This window comes from Pedobacter sp. AC402 (assembly GCF_979252805.1).
Window position 1 is genome coordinate 1 of record NZ_CEEDAI010000012.1, and the last position, 18,218, is coordinate 18,218.

The 18,218-nt window shown below is 36.4% G+C and carries 18 protein-coding genes and 4 pseudogenes; 10 read left to right on the top strand and 12 right to left on the bottom strand.

From position 1 onward, the window contains the following. Positions 1 to 77: 77 nt before the first annotated feature. The 3 genes from AC0IWE_RS22450 to AC0IWE_RS22460 form a co-directional block, all read right to left on the bottom strand. A complete protein-coding gene (locus AC0IWE_RS22450) occupies positions 78 to 341 on the bottom strand; it encodes a hypothetical protein (RefSeq protein WP_471794814.1) in 264 nt (87 codons plus the stop codon). A 1-nt stretch (position 342) separates the two neighbouring features. Then, complete coding sequence (locus AC0IWE_RS22455) at positions 343 to 1,251, bottom strand: ABC transporter ATP-binding protein (RefSeq protein WP_471794815.1); 909 nt, start codon at positions 1,249 to 1,251, stop codon at positions 343 to 345. Positions 1,252 to 1,369: 118 nt separating this feature from the next. After that, positions 1,370 to 1,516, bottom strand: a complete 147-nt coding sequence (locus AC0IWE_RS22460; RefSeq protein WP_471794816.1) for a hypothetical protein — start codon at positions 1,514 to 1,516, stop codon at positions 1,370 to 1,372. Between the two features lie 735 nt (positions 1,517 to 2,251). Between AC0IWE_RS22460 and AC0IWE_RS22465 the strand changes: the two are divergent. The 5 genes and pseudogenes from AC0IWE_RS22465 to AC0IWE_RS22485 form a co-directional block, all read left to right on the top strand. Then, positions 2,252 to 2,341, top strand: a pseudogene (locus AC0IWE_RS22465) (histidine kinase); the annotation flags it as partial. A gap of 76 nt (positions 2,342 to 2,417) precedes the next feature. Continuing rightward, positions 2,418 to 2,519: a hypothetical protein gene (locus tag AC0IWE_RS22470; RefSeq protein ID WP_471794817.1), complete on the top strand. Its 102-nt coding sequence runs from the start codon at positions 2,418 to 2,420 to the stop codon at positions 2,517 to 2,519. Then, on the top strand, positions 2,485 to 2,658 hold the full coding sequence (locus tag AC0IWE_RS22475; RefSeq protein WP_471794866.1) for a hypothetical protein: 174 nt from the start codon (positions 2,485 to 2,487) through the stop codon (positions 2,656 to 2,658). The genes AC0IWE_RS22470 and AC0IWE_RS22475 overlap by 35 nt, the downstream gene beginning before the upstream one ends. Continuing rightward, positions 2,655 to 2,813 (top strand): hypothetical protein, encoded by a 159-nt coding sequence (locus tag AC0IWE_RS22480; RefSeq protein ID WP_471794818.1) that lies wholly within the window; start codon positions 2,655 to 2,657, stop codon positions 2,811 to 2,813. The genes AC0IWE_RS22475 and AC0IWE_RS22480 overlap by 4 nt, the downstream gene beginning before the upstream one ends. A 49-nt stretch (positions 2,814 to 2,862) precedes the next feature. Next, a pseudogene (locus AC0IWE_RS22485) lies at positions 2,863 to 3,613 on the top strand (LytR/AlgR family response regulator transcription factor). A 314-nt stretch (positions 3,614 to 3,927) separates the two neighbouring features. On the opposite strand, the pseudogene AC0IWE_RS22490 reads toward AC0IWE_RS22485, so the two are convergent. From AC0IWE_RS22490 to AC0IWE_RS22505, 4 genes and pseudogenes are all read right to left on the bottom strand, one after another. Further along, positions 3,928 to 4,689, bottom strand: a pseudogene (locus AC0IWE_RS22490) (lysophospholipid acyltransferase family protein). A gap of 36 nt (positions 4,690 to 4,725) precedes the next feature. Continuing rightward, positions 4,726 to 5,187 carry an IS200/IS605 family transposase gene (gene tnpA / locus AC0IWE_RS22495; protein ID WP_471794819.1) on the bottom strand — a complete coding sequence of 154 codons (462 nt, stop codon included), beginning with the start codon at positions 5,185 to 5,187 and terminating at the stop codon, positions 4,726 to 4,728. 1,107 nt (positions 5,188 to 6,294) lie between these two features. Beyond that, positions 6,295 to 6,849, bottom strand: a complete 555-nt coding sequence (locus tag AC0IWE_RS22500; RefSeq protein ID WP_471794820.1) for an NUDIX domain-containing protein — start codon at positions 6,847 to 6,849, stop codon at positions 6,295 to 6,297. 120 nt (positions 6,850 to 6,969) lie between these two features. Further along, complete coding sequence (locus AC0IWE_RS22505) at positions 6,970 to 9,441, bottom strand: TonB-dependent receptor (RefSeq protein ID WP_471794821.1); 2,472 nt, start codon at positions 9,439 to 9,441, stop codon at positions 6,970 to 6,972. A 216-nt stretch (positions 9,442 to 9,657) separates the two neighbouring features. On the opposite strand from AC0IWE_RS22505, the gene AC0IWE_RS22510 reads away from it, so the two are divergent. Next, positions 9,658 to 10,587: an NAD(P)-dependent oxidoreductase gene (locus AC0IWE_RS22510; RefSeq protein ID WP_471794864.1), complete on the top strand. Its 930-nt coding sequence runs from the start codon at positions 9,658 to 9,660 to the stop codon at positions 10,585 to 10,587. Between the two features lie 287 nt (positions 10,588 to 10,874). After that, positions 10,875 to 11,351 carry an OsmC family protein gene (locus AC0IWE_RS22515; protein ID WP_471794822.1) on the top strand — a complete coding sequence of 159 codons (477 nt, stop codon included), beginning with the start codon at positions 10,875 to 10,877 and terminating at the stop codon, positions 11,349 to 11,351. Positions 11,352 to 11,534: 183 nt separating this feature from the next. Here the strand turns inward: AC0IWE_RS22515 and AC0IWE_RS22520 are convergent, their stop codons facing one another. Next, positions 11,535 to 12,812, bottom strand: a complete 1,278-nt coding sequence (locus AC0IWE_RS22520) for a M1 family aminopeptidase (protein ID WP_471794823.1) — start codon at positions 12,810 to 12,812, stop codon at positions 11,535 to 11,537. After that, positions 12,793 to 13,416, bottom strand: coding sequence for a hypothetical protein (locus AC0IWE_RS22525; RefSeq protein ID WP_471794824.1), 624 nt, complete (start codon positions 13,414 to 13,416; stop codon positions 12,793 to 12,795). The genes AC0IWE_RS22520 and AC0IWE_RS22525 overlap by 20 nt, the downstream gene beginning before the upstream one ends. Positions 13,417 to 13,709: 293 nt before the next feature. Between AC0IWE_RS22525 and greA the strand changes: the two are divergent. Both greA and AC0IWE_RS22535 read left to right on the top strand, forming a co-directional pair. Then, positions 13,710 to 14,184: pseudogene (greA, locus tag AC0IWE_RS22530) on the top strand (transcription elongation factor GreA). A gap of 97 nt (positions 14,185 to 14,281) precedes the next feature. Continuing rightward, a complete protein-coding gene (locus AC0IWE_RS22535; protein WP_471794825.1) occupies positions 14,282 to 14,680 on the top strand; it encodes an HIT family protein in 399 nt (132 codons plus the stop codon). 112 nt (positions 14,681 to 14,792) lie between these two features. Here AC0IWE_RS22535 and AC0IWE_RS22540 read toward each other — a convergent pair whose 3' ends face one another. The 3 genes from AC0IWE_RS22540 to AC0IWE_RS22550 all read right to left on the bottom strand — a co-directional run bounded on the left by AC0IWE_RS22540 (position 14,793) and on the right by AC0IWE_RS22550 (position 17,400). Continuing rightward, complete coding sequence (locus tag AC0IWE_RS22540; RefSeq protein WP_471794826.1) at positions 14,793 to 15,029, bottom strand: hypothetical protein; 237 nt, start codon at positions 15,027 to 15,029, stop codon at positions 14,793 to 14,795. Between the two features lie 7 nt (positions 15,030 to 15,036). Beyond that, positions 15,037 to 16,479, bottom strand: coding sequence for an MAC/perforin domain-containing protein (locus AC0IWE_RS22545; protein ID WP_471794827.1), 1,443 nt, complete (start codon positions 16,477 to 16,479; stop codon positions 15,037 to 15,039). A gap of 102 nt (positions 16,480 to 16,581) precedes the next feature. After that, positions 16,582 to 17,400, bottom strand: a complete 819-nt coding sequence (locus tag AC0IWE_RS22550) for a hypothetical protein (RefSeq protein WP_471794828.1) — start codon at positions 17,398 to 17,400, stop codon at positions 16,582 to 16,584. Between the two features lie 206 nt (positions 17,401 to 17,606). Between AC0IWE_RS22550 and AC0IWE_RS22555 the strand changes: the two genes are divergently transcribed. Continuing rightward, a complete protein-coding gene (locus AC0IWE_RS22555) occupies positions 17,607 to 18,212 on the top strand; it encodes an RNA polymerase sigma factor (protein ID WP_471794829.1) in 606 nt (201 codons plus the stop codon). The last annotated feature ends 6 nt before the right edge of the window (positions 18,213 to 18,218 follow it).

Here is an 18,218-nt window from a genome sequence, read left to right on the forward strand (position 1 = left end):
ATGTTGGCCTACTGGTTCGGTTGTGCAGCCACCGATATTAACCAGGTCTACCTCGCTAACACCACTGGTTTTCGCATTTATCGTGAAACGCTTTCGCGTTTTTCGTGCGCCGCTTCATGAGGCATAACCAATAAACCCATAACATTTAGTGCTGCACCGATATAATTGCCCCAAAGCATCATTGGTGGGTAATGCCGATCAAGAATCTTCTCTGATCCGGAATAAAAACCAAAGGTAATTAGGCCACATATAATTACGGGTAATAAAATGGCCGCCCAAAATGCTAAAGTTTTACGCGATTTATAAAATTCTGATTGTAGAGATATGAAGAGCGTGTGCATATTAGTTTGTTTTGGTAATATCGAGGAATAAATTTTCGAGATCTTTTCTTTGTTTGTATAAACTGCTTACTGTAAAGCCATTTTTAATGAGCAAAGTGTTTAACTCGCCACTATTTTGCGCTGAAATAAATGGAACCGTAATTTTTTTATCGGTTTTTGTTATCACCTCATAACCCGATTTTAAGATAAGTGCGGTTGCGTTTTCAATCTGATCTACTTCAATTTCAAGCATGGGTTTGCTAAGTAAATGAAGTTCATCGATAGTGCCCTGAAACAAAAGTTCACCTTTATTTATAATGCCAACATGTGTGGCCGTTCTTTCTATTTCTGCCAGTAAATGGCTCGATACCAAGATTGTTTTTTGATGTTTAGTGGCCAGATCGATCATCAGATTACGGATTTCTATAATGCCGTTTGGATCGAGGCCATTGGTTGGCTCATCTGAAAGAAGTAATTCCGGATCTGAAATTAATGCCTGGGCAATGCCTAAGCGCTGTTTCATGCCCAACGAATACTTGCTTGCTTTTTTATTGGCAGCCTCTGTTAAGCCAACAAGGGCCAACATTTCATCTGCCTTTGTTTTTTTTATGCCCAGTAAAATGCACCGGTTAATCAGGTTTTCTTTTCCCGAAAGGTGACCGTAAATAGCAGGCTGTTCTACCAAGGCACCAATACGCTTAAGTGTAGCTATCCGGTTGCTGTTTATTTCTTTGCCGAATATGAAAACCTGATCTGAAGGCGACTTCAGCAGGTTTAGCAAAATTTTTATGGTTGTGGTTTTACCTGCTCCATTCGGACCAAGAAAACCGTAAATACTGCCTTTTGGTACTTGTAGAGAGAGATCTTTTACAATAACCTGGTTGCCAAAGTTAAAGTTTAAGCCTACCGTTTCGATAGCGTAATTATTCATGGCTATTATTTAAAAATAGCGGTGGCTTTTGTTACGATCGTATTTGATGTTTTTGCAGGTTTTATCACAATTTCGGCATCGTTTTGATTGGTGCTTACAGTAAGTGTTAAAATGATCATCATAAATACTGGTAATAATAAAAGTAAAAATGGCGATGTGTTTCCTTCAACTTTTTCATGATGTTTTGTTTTAATTGAGCGGCTGTGAATTGATCATCAGCCATTACTGCTTGATTATTGAAGTTGATTGCTGATGATGTTTTCATTTTGTTTTCGTTTTGATGATTCAAAGAAACTCAAGAAAAACGAGAGCTGCTAAAATCTATTATACCAAGTGTTCAAGATTCTAGATCAACGGCCATTTTTGGCGTTTGTCGATAAAATTTGCCTATTGGGCCGTTGGTCAGAAAAAAAATGCCCGTTGGTAGAGTGTGTAAGTAAATCGATAAAACTTTATTTATTTTGTGTGCATGATAGGATATGCGTCTATTGTACGTATATCAATTTCATATTCCATTTAATATATTCTAATGAAACAAAGTAAGGGGCCTTTAATCTTGCATGCTATTTTCTGGACAATTATCGTGATGCTAATTGTTGGGCTAAATATTTTTGATACATCAATACATACAGCAAAAGATTATTTATTAGCTATATCGCATATGGAATAATAAATATTTCTATTTTCTATATTAATTATATTTTCTTGATCCCTGGTTTAATCAAGAAAAGGAAGAAATATTTCATCTACATTGGCATTTTTAATATTGATTGCAGTTGCGGTTGTGGCTAAAACAGCAATCGCTGTTTTGTACCCGGATGATGTATTGACCAATGTTAGTGCTAAGGGAAAACGGATGGAGATTCCAGTACATAGTTTTGTGATTATGGTTACTTTCTTATCAGGTTTTTTCTTAATCTGCAGCTGTATTATCAAATTTACCATTGATTGGTTTGCAAGTGAAAGGATCCAGCGGAACTTAGAAAGTGAGCGTCGCGAAATGGAACTCCAGTTTTTGAAATCGCAGTTAAACCCGCATTTCCTTTTTAACTCGCTTAACAATATCTATTCGCTGGCTTATCAAAAATCGGATAAAACTGCCGATGCCATTATGAAACTCTCGGAAATTATGCGTTACATGATTTACGAAGAGCGATACCCCAACCGTGGCGTTAAGCGAAGAAGTAGATTATTTAACCAGTTATATCGAACTGCAAAAAATACGGTTTAAAGATGGGGCTTATATTGAGACTTACTTTAAATGGTGAAATTGATAATCAGAAAATTGTGCCTTTAATGTTGATTTCTTTTGTAGAAAATGCATTTAAACATGGTGTGGTAACCGATCCGGCACAGCGGTCAGAATCAATATCATTGCCAATCAGAAAATTTTGCATTTTAGCGTGATAAATAAAAAGAACCAGCAAAATAAAGATGCTCAGGGTGGTGTGGGTTTAACCAATGTAGAACGACGGTTACAATTGGTTTATCCTGATAGATATAAATTAAATGTTGTAAATTCGGCTACTCATTATACCTGTGAACTGATGATTGATATTTAATCTGTAAACCAGATATAAATTATCATCTCGAATTAAATAATAACCAAAAATGAACTTAAACTGTATTGTTGTTGATGATGAGCCTTTAGCGCTTGATATTTTGCAGGATTATATTTCTAAAGTACCGTTTTTAACGATGGTTAAAAGGTGCGAAAACCCTATTGAAGCTTTGCAGATTGTTCAGGGTGGGGGAATTGATCTTGTATTTTTAGATATCCAAATGCCTGAGCTAACCGGCATCCAGTTTTTGAAAATTGCAGGTAATAAATGCCATTACATCCTCACAACCGCATACCCGCAATATGCTTTGGAAAGTTATGATCTGAATGTTTCTGATTATCTTTTGAAACCCATTGCATTCGACCGTTTTTATAAAGCGGTAGAAAAAGTTCACAACCAGGTAAAACCTGTTGAAACTCCTGGCGAGTGTAGCGCAACCAATTGTTACACCAGCACCATTTTCAGGATCGCCAAATCCGGTTCAGGATTACATTTTCGTAAAAACAGAACATAAGATCCAAAAAATATACTTGCACGATATTTTGTTTATTGAGGGTTTGAAAGATTACATTTCGATTTTTACCAAAGATGAGCGCGTTATTACCCTGCAAAGTATGAAAAAGATGGAAGAGGCGTTGCCTCAGAGTCAGTTTATCAGGGTGCATAAATCATACATTGTAGCGGTTGATAAGATTGAAAGTATTGAGCGTAGCCGCATCACCATTAATCAGAAAATTATCCCAGTAGGCGATACTTATCGTGATGAATTTTTCAGGGTAATAGGGAATAAAAATATTTAGATCATTTGACGCCAAGCGTTTAGCGCTGAAAAGGATACTAATTTTATTGCCACGGAAGCACAGAAACCACGGAATGATCCTGCCGGATAATTTGTTTTTTAAAAATCAATATAAATGACAGATAAATAAAGCAGGTGAATAGTCTTGAAGTATCGTCATTTCGACCGTAGTTGAGAAATCTTTTAAATTTGATTTCAAATAACTTGGTACAAAGATCTCTCCATTTCGCTGCGCTACCGTCGAGATGACGACCATTCTATTGGAGCCTGTCAATGGTAGCGGAGTCGAAGGATCTTTAAAGAAATTAATAAAAATTATAAAATAGCTGGCTGCGCCACTGGTTGACCTAAAACTTTTCTGATTTCGTTTTCAACTTCCAGCGTGATCTCATTTGGCGTTTTTATGCCTGGTTCAATGGGTTTTAAAACCGTCCATTTTAAGGCGTTGCCTGTGGTTAACGGAAACATGCCGAAGCGAACAATTTTCCATGAATTTTCGATGGCTACCGGTACTACTAGTGCATTAGGAACAACCTTTAAGATGGTTGCGATGCCTCCAAACTGAAATGTTTTCAATTGCCCATCCTTCGCTCTTGTTCCTTCCGGAAAAATAACCGTACTCCAGTTGTTTTCCTTCATTCTACGGCCAAGTTTAATGATTTCTGAAATGGCCTGCTTATTGTCTTTACGGTTAATATTTGCTCCACCGCCCGAAAACGGAGGTTAATGGAGATGGATGGAATACCTTTGGTAAGCTCAATTTTGGAGATAAATTTTGCGCTGTGTTTCCTTAAGAACCAGATCAATGAGGGAATGTCGTACATGGCTCTGGTGATTTGCCGCAAAAATAATCGGTCTGTCGGTTGGCAAATCATATTCATTTTTAAAACTGATCGAATTGAAAAGGAAAACCTGGCAATAGGTGAGAAAAAAATTAAGGATATCTACCGAAACCTTGTGCGCTTTATAGCCAAAAAGCTTAAAACTAAGCCATTGTATGGGGTGGAAGATGCAGAGGGTTAATCCAAAAAAAATATAAAAAATAGGGCTTAAAATATATCCAAAAAGCTTGCTCATCTGGTCGGTTTAATAGATTGCAAAGATAATAATAAATTATTCTGGTTCTTTGAAGATGTATTTTTCTTCGTATTCAATTTTAAAGGTCTCCAAAAGGCTAGTGTATTCCTCTAAAAAATTTTGCTTTTTGTGGTGTTGTTCCTGGTTTTGAATATATTGAATAACCTGTTGAATATGGCTTTTTGAATATGAAAAAGCACCATATCCTTCTTGCCATGCAAATTTAACTTTACAGAATCCCTGTTCATTAATCCATTTGGAACTTTCGGTTTTTACATTCTGGATAAGACTGGAAATAGATTGATGAGGCCGCATTCCAATTAGGATATGTATATGATCAGGCATACAGTTAATTTGAATCATTTTATGGTTGTTTGTCTGGAATATTCCGGTAATGTATTTTAACAGTCTTTCTTTCCATTCTGCCTTGATTAAAGAAGCACGAAATTTAACGGCAAAAACAAATTGGATATGCAACTGCGTGTATGTATTTGGCATAGCGTTATAAAATTAAATCAACAATAATTTTCCTATGGAACCAAAATTTCAAAGCGAAATTTTGCTACCGAGGATTTATCACTAGGGGATAATCGAAAATGGAATGATTTAATATTTAGGGGATACTTAAAAACGCTTTAATATGTGCTTATTAAATAAGCAATCTTGCATTGCAAGCAAGGCGTTAATCAAATTAGCAATTATTTTTTAATTTTTCTATAAAACTTTATCTTTTTGTTGGAGCACGAAACGTTCCTACGGAACGAAAATTACAATTCGTAATGTTCTACCTAGGATTTGTTCCTACGGAACAAGGAACGGATTTTTTAAATAATATCAATCTTAATCTTTTTTTATCGGAAAAATTCAATTACATAACTCTTGTTTATGAAAATTGGTAGAATAATTAGCAGGATAAAAAAAAAATATCTCTAAAAAGCTGTTAGACATTGATATAGTTTAATGTCCTATCGTGACATATGCTAGTTAGTAGTTCTAAGATTTGTCCCTACGGAACAAGAAACAGATTTTATAAATAATAATGTTCCATAGGAAAATACCCTATTTGAAAATATTCAGCATTGTTAAAATGTTTCTTTGAGAAGATTTAGTATGAGTGCTTTACAGGATTATAAAAGAAAATATCTCTAAAAAGCTGTTAGACATTGATATAGTTTAATGTCCCATCGGGAAATATGCTAGTTAGTAGTTCTAGGATTTGTTCCTACGGAACAAGGAACGGATTTTTTAAATAATGTCAATCTTAATCTTTTTTATCGGGACTTAAGCTGGAAAAATTCAATTATATAACTCTTGTTTCGGGAAATTGGTAGAATAATCAGCAGGTTATAAAGAAAAAATATCTCTAAAAAGCTGTTAGACATTGATTTAGTTTAATGTCTCATCGGGACATATGCTATTTGAAAATATTCAGCATTGTTAAAATGTTTCTTTTCGAATATATAGTATGTGCTTTACGGGATTATGAAAGAAAATATCTTAAAAAGCTGTTAGACATTGTTAGTTTAATGTCCCATCGGGACATATGCTGGGTAGAAAAAATATGCAATATTTTGAATGTTCCGTAGGAACATTTGGTGTTTATAATTACAATTTTCCATTAATCATCATCAGCTTTGCTTTTAAAATTGCGGCAACGCTCATTGAATCGGTAATTTTACCATCCAAAACCATTTGATAGGCTTCTTCGAAAGGTAATTTTTTAACAATTAGTTGTTCGGTTTCTTCGGGCATTGCAATGCCATGTATTAAATCGGTAGCTAGGTAAATAATGCTTAGTTCGTCGCTTACAGAATTAGAAAGATGCATTCTTTGAATCTCTTTCCAGTTTCTGGCACTCATGCCCGTTTCTTCCAATAATTCTCTTCGGGCACTTTCAAGCGGTGCTTCATGAAATGGTCCACCACCTTCCGGAATCTCCCAACTGTAGGCATTTAGCGCATATCTGTATTGGCCAACCAGCCAGGTATTGAGGTTTTCATCCAACGGAAGTATGCCGATGGCAAGATTTTTAAAATGAACGGTACCATAAATTCCCTTTCCGCCAGATGGATTGATGACCTGGTGTTCGGTTAAACGGATCCAATTGTTATCGTATTTTACATCGCTATCTAGCGTTTTCCAAGGATTTATCTCTTCCATGCTGCAAGATAATAACTTGTAATAGCTTTTACACAGGAAGGAATTGTATTGAATAAAATTTAGTAAAAAAAAGGTGCTTAAAAATTTCTAAGCACCTTAAGTTATTAAAACGATCCTTCATCAGGGCGGTTGTCCTGCTCTTCTTTTCTTCTTTTTATTTGTACCTGTAAAAGTGGTTTTTCCGAAGCGGTAAGAGAAGGTTAGGTTGCCCATTGTTCCCTGAAACTGGCGTTCGAAATCAACAATTGTTGCTCTATCTTCAGTGGTCATGCTCCATCTTCTGGTGTTGAATACATCACGCACATTGAAACTTAGAGATGCTTTTTTGTTTGGGAAATCATATTTGGCTCCACCATCAATTCCGTACATGGCATTACGTTTACCCTGTGCCATTACTTCTGGTGCACGGTAATCGCCACGCACTTGTAATGATAGATTTTTAACTACGGTTAAATTTCCAGTTAGGTTGGCATTCCAGCTAAAGCCACTGCTCGATGGGATATCAAACCTGGCATCTCCGGCAAACTTCGCCTGGTAAAGGTTAACATTGGTTGTAAAGTTTAAAGCTTTAATCAGGTCGAAACGGCCGATTAATTCTAAACCACTATTAATCTGATTGGTTAAGTTTTGAGGGGTTGAAGTTATAATTCCATTAACGGGTGTACTTCTTATGCGTTGAATCACATCATTGGTTTGGCGGAAATACAAACTCGATGTTAAGGTTACTTTTTTCCAGTATTTGCTATACCCCAGCTCGAAAGAGTGTACATCTTCCGGCAATAAATTCGGGTTACCACCTCTATAATTTAAAGGATCTGAAACATCTAAAAACGGATTGGTATCCCATGGGCGTGGACGGTTTACACGACGGGTATAACTCAATTGCAGCTGATTATCTCCTTTTAATTTCTGTGTTAAGAAAACGCTTGGATAAATTCTTTTGTAGTGGATGTTTCCTTCTGCAGCGGTTAATACATTGCCGGTATAACCTTCTAAATGGGTATCTAAACGTGCATCTTCGCCCCTTAACCCTATTTGGTATCCAAAATCTTTAATCTGGTTCTGGTAGTTGAAATAAAGTGCATGCACCTGATCTTTACTATCGAAACCATTAATTAATTTATTGTTACTGATGTAAATATTTGTGTTTGTAGGGATCGAATCCGCATACTGATCATTTTCTCCTAAACGGATCTGGCTGCGGTAACCCACTTCAATTTTGCCAGCTTTACCAACAGGCAAAGCATAATCTGTTTGTATGTTATAGTTAGTATTGTTGCCGGTATTAAATACGCGTTGTAAACTTAAAGTTTCATCAATGGGCACACCGTTGCGGTTAATGGTATTGGTACTGTAATACTGGTTGCTATTGTTTGTGCCGTATGAATAGCCGAAGTTGAAAGTAAGTTCTTCTTTAGGTTTTTTAAATTTTTGTACGTAATCTAAATTGGCATCATAACTATCTCCGAAACCATCGGTGCTATTGGTTCTGTTGCTTAATAAAACCGGCGACTGGTTTTTATCCAATTGCCTGATGTTGAGCTGCTCATTACGGTCATTTTCTCTTGAGTTAAAACCTCCTGATAAACTGATTACACTTTTAGGCGTAAGGTAATAATCGATACCCGCTTTGGCATTATGGCCTTTATCCAATGATTTGGAAACCGTGTTCTGGTTGGCAAATCTTGTTCTTAAAGAATCCGATTTGTAATAAATATCCTGAAAACCACCACCAACTCGGTTGCCGTAACGGTAGCCATAATTTCCATAAATATTTACTTTACTGTTTTGGAAACTTAAATTGGTATTAGCATTGTAGTTATCGCGGTTACCAGCAGTTAATGCAACTGAACCGTTAAAGCCAAGTTTTGTATTTTTCTTCAATACAATGTTAATGATACCTGATTGACCTTCAGCATCGTACTTGGCTGATGGATTAGTAATTACCTCAACACTTTCAATAGAGCTTGCCGGGATAGATTGAAGAATCTGCGCTACATTACCGCCTGCAATTAACGAGGGTTTCCCATCGATTAATACTTTTACGCCAGTAGAACCACGTAAACTTACGTTACCATCCATATCAGTAGAAACTGAAGGTACGTTCTGCAATAAATCTCCTGCCGAGCCACCCTCACTGATTACGCTTTGATCTACAGCGAAAATCTTTTTATCAATTCCCATCTGCATACCCTGTTTTTGGCCCGTTACAGTAATTTCGCTTAATACATTTCCTTTAGCTGGGTTCATCTTGATCTCACCAAAGTTTAATGTACCTGTTGCCGCAGTAATGGCTATGTTATCTCTCACCATCGTTTGGTAACCCACAAAACTTATCTTAAAAGTAAAATTTCCTGTAGGGATATCGGCCATCACAAATGCACCGTTTACATCTGTTTGTACAATTTTAGCATTTTTAGCAGTAGCCTTATCTATTAAAACTGCCGTAGCAAATGGAATGGTTTCCTGTGTTTTTGCATCTTTAAGTATTCCGGTAATTTTTGCTTTTCCACCTGTTTGGGCAAAAAGGCTAAATGTTAAGCTCAAAAGTAAGAGGGTAATCTGTATTGTTCTTGAATGTATAAGTCTCATTAAAAAATAAAATTTCGTGTGTTTTTATAAAGGGAGACAAAGTAACGGCAACTAAGTTTAATTAAGGAGCCGTAACTATTTTATTACAGCCATTTTATAGTAATATTTTTGTGGTAACCTGCTGTTAATACTTTAACAAATCAATAGGTTTCGTTTTGATAAAACAATGAGGAATATTACAATTGATCAATTTGCAAAATGTTACTTTTGTTTATGATGAAAAGGATATTGATTGTTGATGATCTGCACCCAGCATTTAAAGAGGAGGCCACTGCCATGGGTTACCAGGTAGACGATGAACCACAGATTACACGACAACAAACATTAGATAGAATAAAAGATTATACTGGGATTGCCGTAAGGACAAAATTTAGGATTGATGCTGAAATTTTTGCTGCGGCACCAAATTTAAAGTTTGTGGCAAGGGCAGGTGCGGGCCTTGATAATATTGATGATAAAATTGCTTTTGAAAAAAATATAGCATTAATAAATGCCCCCGAAGGCAATTGTGATGCGGTTGGCGAACATGCCACAGGATTACTATTATCGTTGATGAACAACTTCCGCAGAGCGGATATCGAAATCAGGAATGGCATATGGGACCGGGAAGGAAACCGTGGTTACGAACTGAAAGGCAAAAAAGTTGGCATTATCGGTTATGGTTTTATGGGACAAAGTTTTGCGAAAAAGCTCGCTGGCTTCGAAGTAGATGTAATGGCTTATGATAAATATAAAACTGGTTTTTCTGATGCTTTTGCCCGCGAGGTGAGCATGGAAGAAATTGTGAAACACAGCGATGTGCTGAGTCTGCATATTCCGTTAACAGCCGAAACCAAACAAATGGTTGATGATGAATATTTCTTCCATTTTAAAAAGCCTATTTTTTTTATCAATACCGCAAGGGGCGAAATTGTAAACACAGCAGCAGTATTGAATGCCATAAAAACAGGAAAGATATTAGGGGCAGGACTAGATGTTTTACAGACAGAAAAATTCCCTGCCTTAGGTGAACAGTCCTGGTATGATGAATTAAAGAATAACGAAAAGGTAATTTTAACCCCACATGTGGGTGGTTGGACTTTTGATTCGTACCGTAAGATCTCGGAAGTTTTAGCTGAGAAATTAAAGGGACTTAGTTTTAGCTAATCAAGACCTCGCAGGTTTTTAAATCTTCAAGGTGTATTTAGGGACTTCGGAACCCTTTGTTAACTAAACCTGATAGAGCGGAAAGCCCACAGCGCAGCGAGGACTTGGAGAGATAGCAGGGCTTTCGGAACCGAAGCACCACCAAACCCTGCTTTTCAAATTAATATTTACCACCTAAGCCACCTTAGTGATAAAAAGGTTAATGTTTTGTCTGAAAGTACGCGAAAAAACAAGGAAATCTCAATTTTATTTTCTTAAATTGGCTATACAATCTAACCAATTTTATCATGCCGAAAGATCATTTATATTCTACTACAGTTACCTGGACGGGCAATAAAGGCTCGGGTACAATGGATTACCGTTCGTACGATCGCGATTATGTAATTTCGGTAAAGGGTAAAGCCGATATCTCCGGTTCATCAGATTCTGCATTTTTGGGTGATAAATCTAAATATAACCCCGAAGATTTGTTGCTCGCCTCTATTTCAAGTTGCCATATGCTTTGGTATTTACATTTATGCTCAAAAATCGAGATTGTGGTTATCGACTATAAAGATGAAGCCACAGGTACAATGGAAGAAGGTGCGGATGGTAGTGGTAAGTTTAAAGAAGTTACACTACATCCACAGGTTTTAATTGCAGATAAAGTACATTACGAACTTGCAACATCGCTTCACCATGAAGCAAATAAAATGTGTTTTATTGCTAATTCGCTAAATTTTCCGGTAAAACATGAACCTACTTGTAAAGCAGAAAACGGTTAACAGCTTTCAGTTGATATATCGTCCTCGCTTGTAATGAGGATGTAAGCCATTTTATCGCCATTATTTGTTTATGTCGCATACAAATGCGAATCTCGATAATCCTTGTTAAAACGAGGACTATTAGTTAACAGTTTTCAGTTGGTAGCCGTATCGAACCACCAACTGAAAATTGCCAACTGAAAACTATTTAGCTAACCAAACATTATCTGCTGGTGTGGCATCCATATAAATACCGTTATCCAAACTGATCGATTTTACTTTTTTAGCACTATTCACTGTTACCACAACTTCTTTCTGATTTGCTTTCCAAACTGCCGGGGTTTTATGGATGGTATCTACTTTTCCATCTGTATAAGTAACCACTACATCAAAAGGAATGGCAAACCCACCTGTATTTTTAACTGTTAACGTCGATTTACCTTTTGCAGCGTTAACTTTAGTAATGGCTAAATCGAGATAATTGTTGCTGAAGAACCAGTTTTGAAAAAACCAGTTTAAGTTTTGTCCAGAACCCGCATTCATCGAGTTAAAATAATCCCATGGAATTGGGTGTTTGCCGTTCCAGTTACTCATATAATTATGCAATGCTTTTTTAAATAAATCATCACCAAGCATATCTTTTAGTGCTAAATACGATAGCGAAGCTTTTCCATAAGAGTTATTTCCGTAACCTGCACCCGATACCTGATCAGACATCGAAATTACAGGTTGATCTTCTTCTGCAGATTTATCATTAATGTACTGGTTTACCCTAAAGTTTTTATAAAACTTATCTGCTGCTTCCTTTCCATGTTCTGCAATACCAATTAAATATTCAAATGTGGTGGCCCAACCCTCATCCATGTAAGCGTAACGGGTTTCGTTAATGCCCATATAAAATGGAAAATAAGTATGTGCCACCTCATGGTCTTGAACCAATTGAGCAAAAACCGGATCTCCAAATTGCGAATCATTTACCATCATCGGGTATTCCATATCTGCAAAACCCTGGAAAGCAATTGTTTTTACATAAGGATAAGGGATACCTGGCCAATTGTTAGAAAACCAATCTAAAGCATTCAAGTTATACTTAACCGAGTTTACAAAATCTTTACCTGTGGTTGGGTTATATGCAGCTTGTGCACTTGCTCTGCGACTTGTTTTTTTATCTACAACTACACTTGCGCCATCCCATACGTAATGGTTGCTTAAGGCAAAGGTAACATCGGTAATGTGGTTTACTGCAAATTTCCAGGTGTTCCAGTCTTTTTGCTGGGTTACTTTCCCATCTTTCATTTCTTGTTCGGTAGCAATGTGAATGACCTCATCCCCATTGTACGATTTTTTTAAACGGGCTGAAATTTCAGGTTGTAAAACCTCGTCTGGATTCAGGAAATCGCCTGTCGCATAAACCACATAATTTTTAGGTGCTTTAATGGAGAATTCGTAATCGTTAAAATCGTTATAAAACTCGGCTCTCATCCGTGTGCGGAATGCGGTCCCAGCCATTATAATCATCAAATACCGAAACACGAGGATAACTATATGCCACGAAGAACGAATTTGGATCAATTTGCCCTTCTCTACCACTTTCTTTTGATAATGGATAATCCCAGTCGATTTTTACTGTTATTTTCGATTTAGGCAACAAAGGTTTTTTTAATCTTACATTGCCTACTGTCCCCCAGCTCTTACTATCAACCTGATAAGTTTCGCCATCTACCGAAAAAGCAGTAATATTTAAACCGGTGCTCAAAAAATCTTCGCTCACTGCACCGCCTCTTGGAGAAGTTGGTTTGTGTAAATTGTTTACAAAGCGGATGGCGAGTGTTTTTAAAGTATCTGTACTGTTGTTGCTGTATAAAATTTCTTCGGTACCGCTAACCACCTTCGTGTTGGCATCTACTTTAATAGCCATGTTGTATTTACCATGGTTTTGCCAATAATTGGGGCCAGGTTTTCCGCTCATTGAACGGGTACCCTTGGCATATGCAGCCTTAATGTTGCGCGGCATATAAAGTTCTTGGGCAGAAACAGTATACCCACCCAAACAGATCAGTAGGGCAATAGACAATATCTTTTTCATTTTTTAAGAATAATTTTAGCTAAATTAAAACTAATGATTGAATTTTGAATGCGTGTATGATTGAATGTTACGTTGTCAGTGGCTAAATCTTAAGTTGAGTACTCAGTGGCATATGTTCCTAATCATCCCATTATAAGGCATATAAAACCTTAAATCATAAAAATCATGAGTATTTATTTGCTTTTGTAATTTCCACAATTTATCTTCGTTATAATTGAAGCAAGACTATGTAGCAAACCAACTATATAGTCTTGTTTGTTTTTTATAGCGTTTGAATAAAAATTAATAGAGCAATGACAGAGGTAACATACTACACCCAAGAGGGGTTAGATAAATTAAAAGAGGAAGTTCATTATTTAACAACCACCGGTCGTCAGCTAATATCTAAAGCAATTGCAGAAGCGAGGGATAAAGGTGATTTATCGGAGAATGCAGAATACGATGCAGCCAAAGAGGCGCAGGGTTTGCATGAAGCAAAAATTTCAAAATTAAAAAATACGTTAGCCAATGCCCGTTTAATTGACGAATCGAAACTTGATTTGTCGAAAGTGCTTGCCTTATCTATCGTAAAGATAAAAAATGTTAAAAACGGTGCTACGATGACTTATCAGTTGGTAGCCGAAACAGAAGCTGATTTAAAAACAGGAAAAATTTCTGTTAAATCGCCGATAGCTCAAGGTTTATTGGGTAAAATCAGTAGGCGAATTTGCCGAAATTGAAGTGCCTGCAGGTAAAATGCAGTTCGAAGTACTCGAAATATCGAGATAAGCGGATAACGTTTGGCGATGAGCGTTTTACTAATCGCTTGCCGCCAAACACTTAACGCTAACCGCCCAGCCTTTACACCCTAAACCATAACCCTCAAATGACTATCTTTTCAAAAATCGTTGCAGGCGAAATCCCTGCACATGTTGTAGCTGAAACTGTAGAATATTTAGCTTTTTTGGATGTTCAACCTTTAACAGCGGGCCATGTTCTGGTAATTCCAAAATTAGAAACCGACTACATTTTCGATATGGACGAAGATTTATATGTAGGTCTTTGGATGTTTGCTAAAATTGTAGCTAAAGGAGTTAAGATAGCTTTCCCTTGTAAAAAGGTAGGTGTTTCTGTAATTGGATTGGAAGTGCCCCACGCACATATCCATTTAATACCTATGAATAATGTTAGCGATATGAACTTTAGTAAAGAAAAACTAAAGCCAAGCGACGAAGAATTGGCTGAGGCAGCTGAGAAAATTAAACAAGCCTTATTAGAAGTATAAAAAGGCCGGCTGTGAAAACAACAGCCGACCATTCCAACCCGCCTTACCCAAAGAATTTTATGGTGCCGGAGCAACAGCAGTTGTTAAAAGCAATAATCCTTCCGTGGAAATCTTATAACCCCACTATTTTATAGGTTTTAAGTTCATCAAAACTAACTTCTGTTGTTGCCATGCCATTAACCCAATCTCTAATTCCATACGTGTCTAAAACGAAATCATCATGTATTGCATAGGCTAATTTGCTTTTATGTGTTTTAATTTTGTTCCCATCCATATAATCTACATAAGCAACATCTCCATTAAATAAGAGATAAGTAATATTGTTTTTGGGGTTTTTGTACTTTTTCATTTGTGATTCAGTAACGCCTGTAAAGAGCTGTACCGCTGCTTAAAGGAGTTTCGAAGAAACGATCGCTAGCAATGATGTTGATTTTATAGAAATTCTTTTTTCTGTCTTTATATATGTTAGCTCTTCTTATAAATTCATCATGGTTATCAGCTGGAACAGCCGAATCTATTTCATCATTATCAATAGCTATGTAGTCGCCGAATCTTGTTACTAAGTAAGTACTCATAAAACCGCCTGATTCTGATGCGATTTCTATTTTTGGTTCAACAAAACTTTGACGATTAACATTTCCCAAAAGATGGCCTCTAAAACTATCTTTAAAATTTTCCTCCAAAATAAAATCAGAAATAGGTAGCAATCCCCCTTGGTTAAATTCCACTAATACAGATTTGCTCTTGTCATTTAATGATGCGGCCCATGAATTTAAGTTAATATTAATGTCATCTATTTTTTTTGGAATTGTAAATGTACCAAATCCAAATTCACCTCCATAAGTTTTAACAGATGCCACAAAATCAGAAATTTTATTAGAAGATGCTATAGTACTGCCGTTAACGTTGCCAATACCAAAATTAAGACTTCCTCCATTATCTCCTTCTTTTTTAAAACCATAAGATGCACTAATCGAATTATCCATGGAGCGGCTCTTTGTGGCAGAATCATCATTTGAAGTAGAAATGCCTGTAAATACGGCAGTTGCTCTTCCACCTGAGTTAAAGTTTGTGATAACATGAGAGCCGAAATTTTCTATTAACTTACCCATAGGGTTGTTATACAATTCGTCTAAGAAATCGGGTCTTAAATAATTTTCTGTTATCTTACTTTTAATATTATCTGTTGTTAAAATTTTATACGAAGCATCTCTTATATATGCATTAAGCTCACCAAAAACCCGGTTATCTTCATTTACTTTACTAGATGAGAAAACATTTTCATATTTATGTTTTGCACCGATTTTAAATAGGCCTAAGTTTAAAGAAAATCCGCCAGTTGTAGTGGTGGTTTTGTTACTGAGTTCAGTATATTTATCAAAACTTGTGAAAGAGAAAGAAGTTGCCTCTGCTTCCCGTAAACTTAAAGAAGCATAATAATCCGGATGATCTGCTAATAATTTTTCAATATCTATAATAGGAAATCCTACACCATCAGGGCTCCCAAAGTCATTATTCGTGAAATTATAACTCCGGCCCAAATAATATCTTATATCTAAGACATCAGGAATTCCCGTTACTGCAGATAACCTGATACCTTTAGTTGATATAAGATTTTTTTTAGCATTGAATTCTTTGTTTGACAAATAAAATGGAGCATTTGATGCTCTTTTTTGCAAGATTGTTATACCTGATTGGTCGGAAAGATCACCATTAGACTTTGCATGGTTGTTTTCTTTTTTACATGCAATTGAAAATAGCAAACCAAAAATGGCTATAGGGGTTATAAATTTTTTCATAGGAGATATAATATTTATTTAATTTTTTAAAAATTAAAGGAATTAATAGGATATAGATGTTTACTCTTTTTTATTTTGTCAGAAAAGTTTTAGTCTAGAACTTTAATTCGTCGCTACAGTAGCGTTTAGCTGTAATACAGGCCATAAAGTGCCTATGCCCCCTTGGGTAAAGCCTTTGTTATCACCTCTATTAGTATCTGATGCGAAATAATACAAAGGCCACCCTTTATAGGTTAATTGCTTTTTATTCACTGTAGCTACGGTAATGACCCCGATATCAGTTTTAGTTATTACAGAAGGAACGTTAAGGATTTCAGACTCATAAACTGGCCAGATACCTTCTTGCGTGGTTCCTTTAGTATAAGTATTTACACCATTTTTATCATTAGCAAAAGCATATAAGGTGCGGCCTTTGTTATCCGTTAAGTAAATGGTTTTGCCATCTCCAACAGCATATGTGCTGGTGTAATTAATATTTTTAGATGTTAATTGTGCATTGGCCAGCATCAAAGAATAATCAGGCTTAGCTACAAACCAGATTCCGCCAACACCATCTCCTTTAATTTCGCCTTTTGCGGCATCGCCCGAGTAATAATAAAGTGGATAACCGCGATAAGTACTTTGTTTACGGCCATCGGCACGGGTAACTTCGCCAACTTCGGCTTTGTTTAAGTTTAAATCTGTACTGGCATCTGCAGAATAATAAAGCGGCCATATTGTTTCGCAACCGTTAACGCAGGTTGGTGTACCAGCTGCATCAGATGAGAAAAAGTATAAAGTTTTGCCATCCTTATCTGTTAGTACCGATCCAAACTTCGCATCAGCTGCCAGTTGTATCCCTTTATTATTATTAGCAGCAGGTGGATTTGTTGGATCGTCTGAACTGTTTTTCTTACAGGCAGTAATATCATGGCTATACAAAGCATAACCAATAGATTTTTTTTTAAGTAGATTAGCATAGGATTTTTGTTTTAAATTTTAACTTTATTAAAATGATATGCCGCTATTACGCCGCCAGGTTGTAAATGGTTGCTTGCAGAAAAAAGAATTTTAACCAAAACGAACAAAATAAAATTATTATCAAAAAAAATATATTTTGAGGCAACCATTTGTAGCTTCTTACCGTAATGTGTGTTGAAAGGAGACCTTGTGACGCTGACCGCGATAGAGAAGATATTATACAAAAGTATATTCAGGGATGCATTAGAAATGAAAGGGATAGTCAGAAAGCACTATACAAACATTTCTATAGCTTTGCTATGGGTATTTGTTTACGCTATGCAAATGATAGGTTGGATGCCGCAGGGATACTGAATGATGGTTTTTTTAAAGCCTTTAAAAATATTGCCAAATATGAAACTTCCAAAGCTTTTTTACCATGGCTTGGCCGGATCATTACCAATACGGCAATCGATTATTATCGTACCAATTTAAAATTTGCCGATCATGTAGATATTCAGGATCACGAAAACATTGCCCAAACAAATTCTGTGTACGATAAACTGGCTTACCACGATTTATTGGCACTAGTTCAAAAATTAACTCCCGCCTACCGAACGGTTTTTAATCTTTTTGCTATAGATGGCTATGCGCATGAGGAAATTGCCGAAATGCTCGGAATATCGGTGGGCACATCAAAGTCGAACCTGTTTAAGGCGAGGCAAAAATTACAGGAAATGTTAAAAGCTACAGAAGCGAAAACTTACCAGGTAAGGAGTTCAGGGAGTAGATAGAAACCT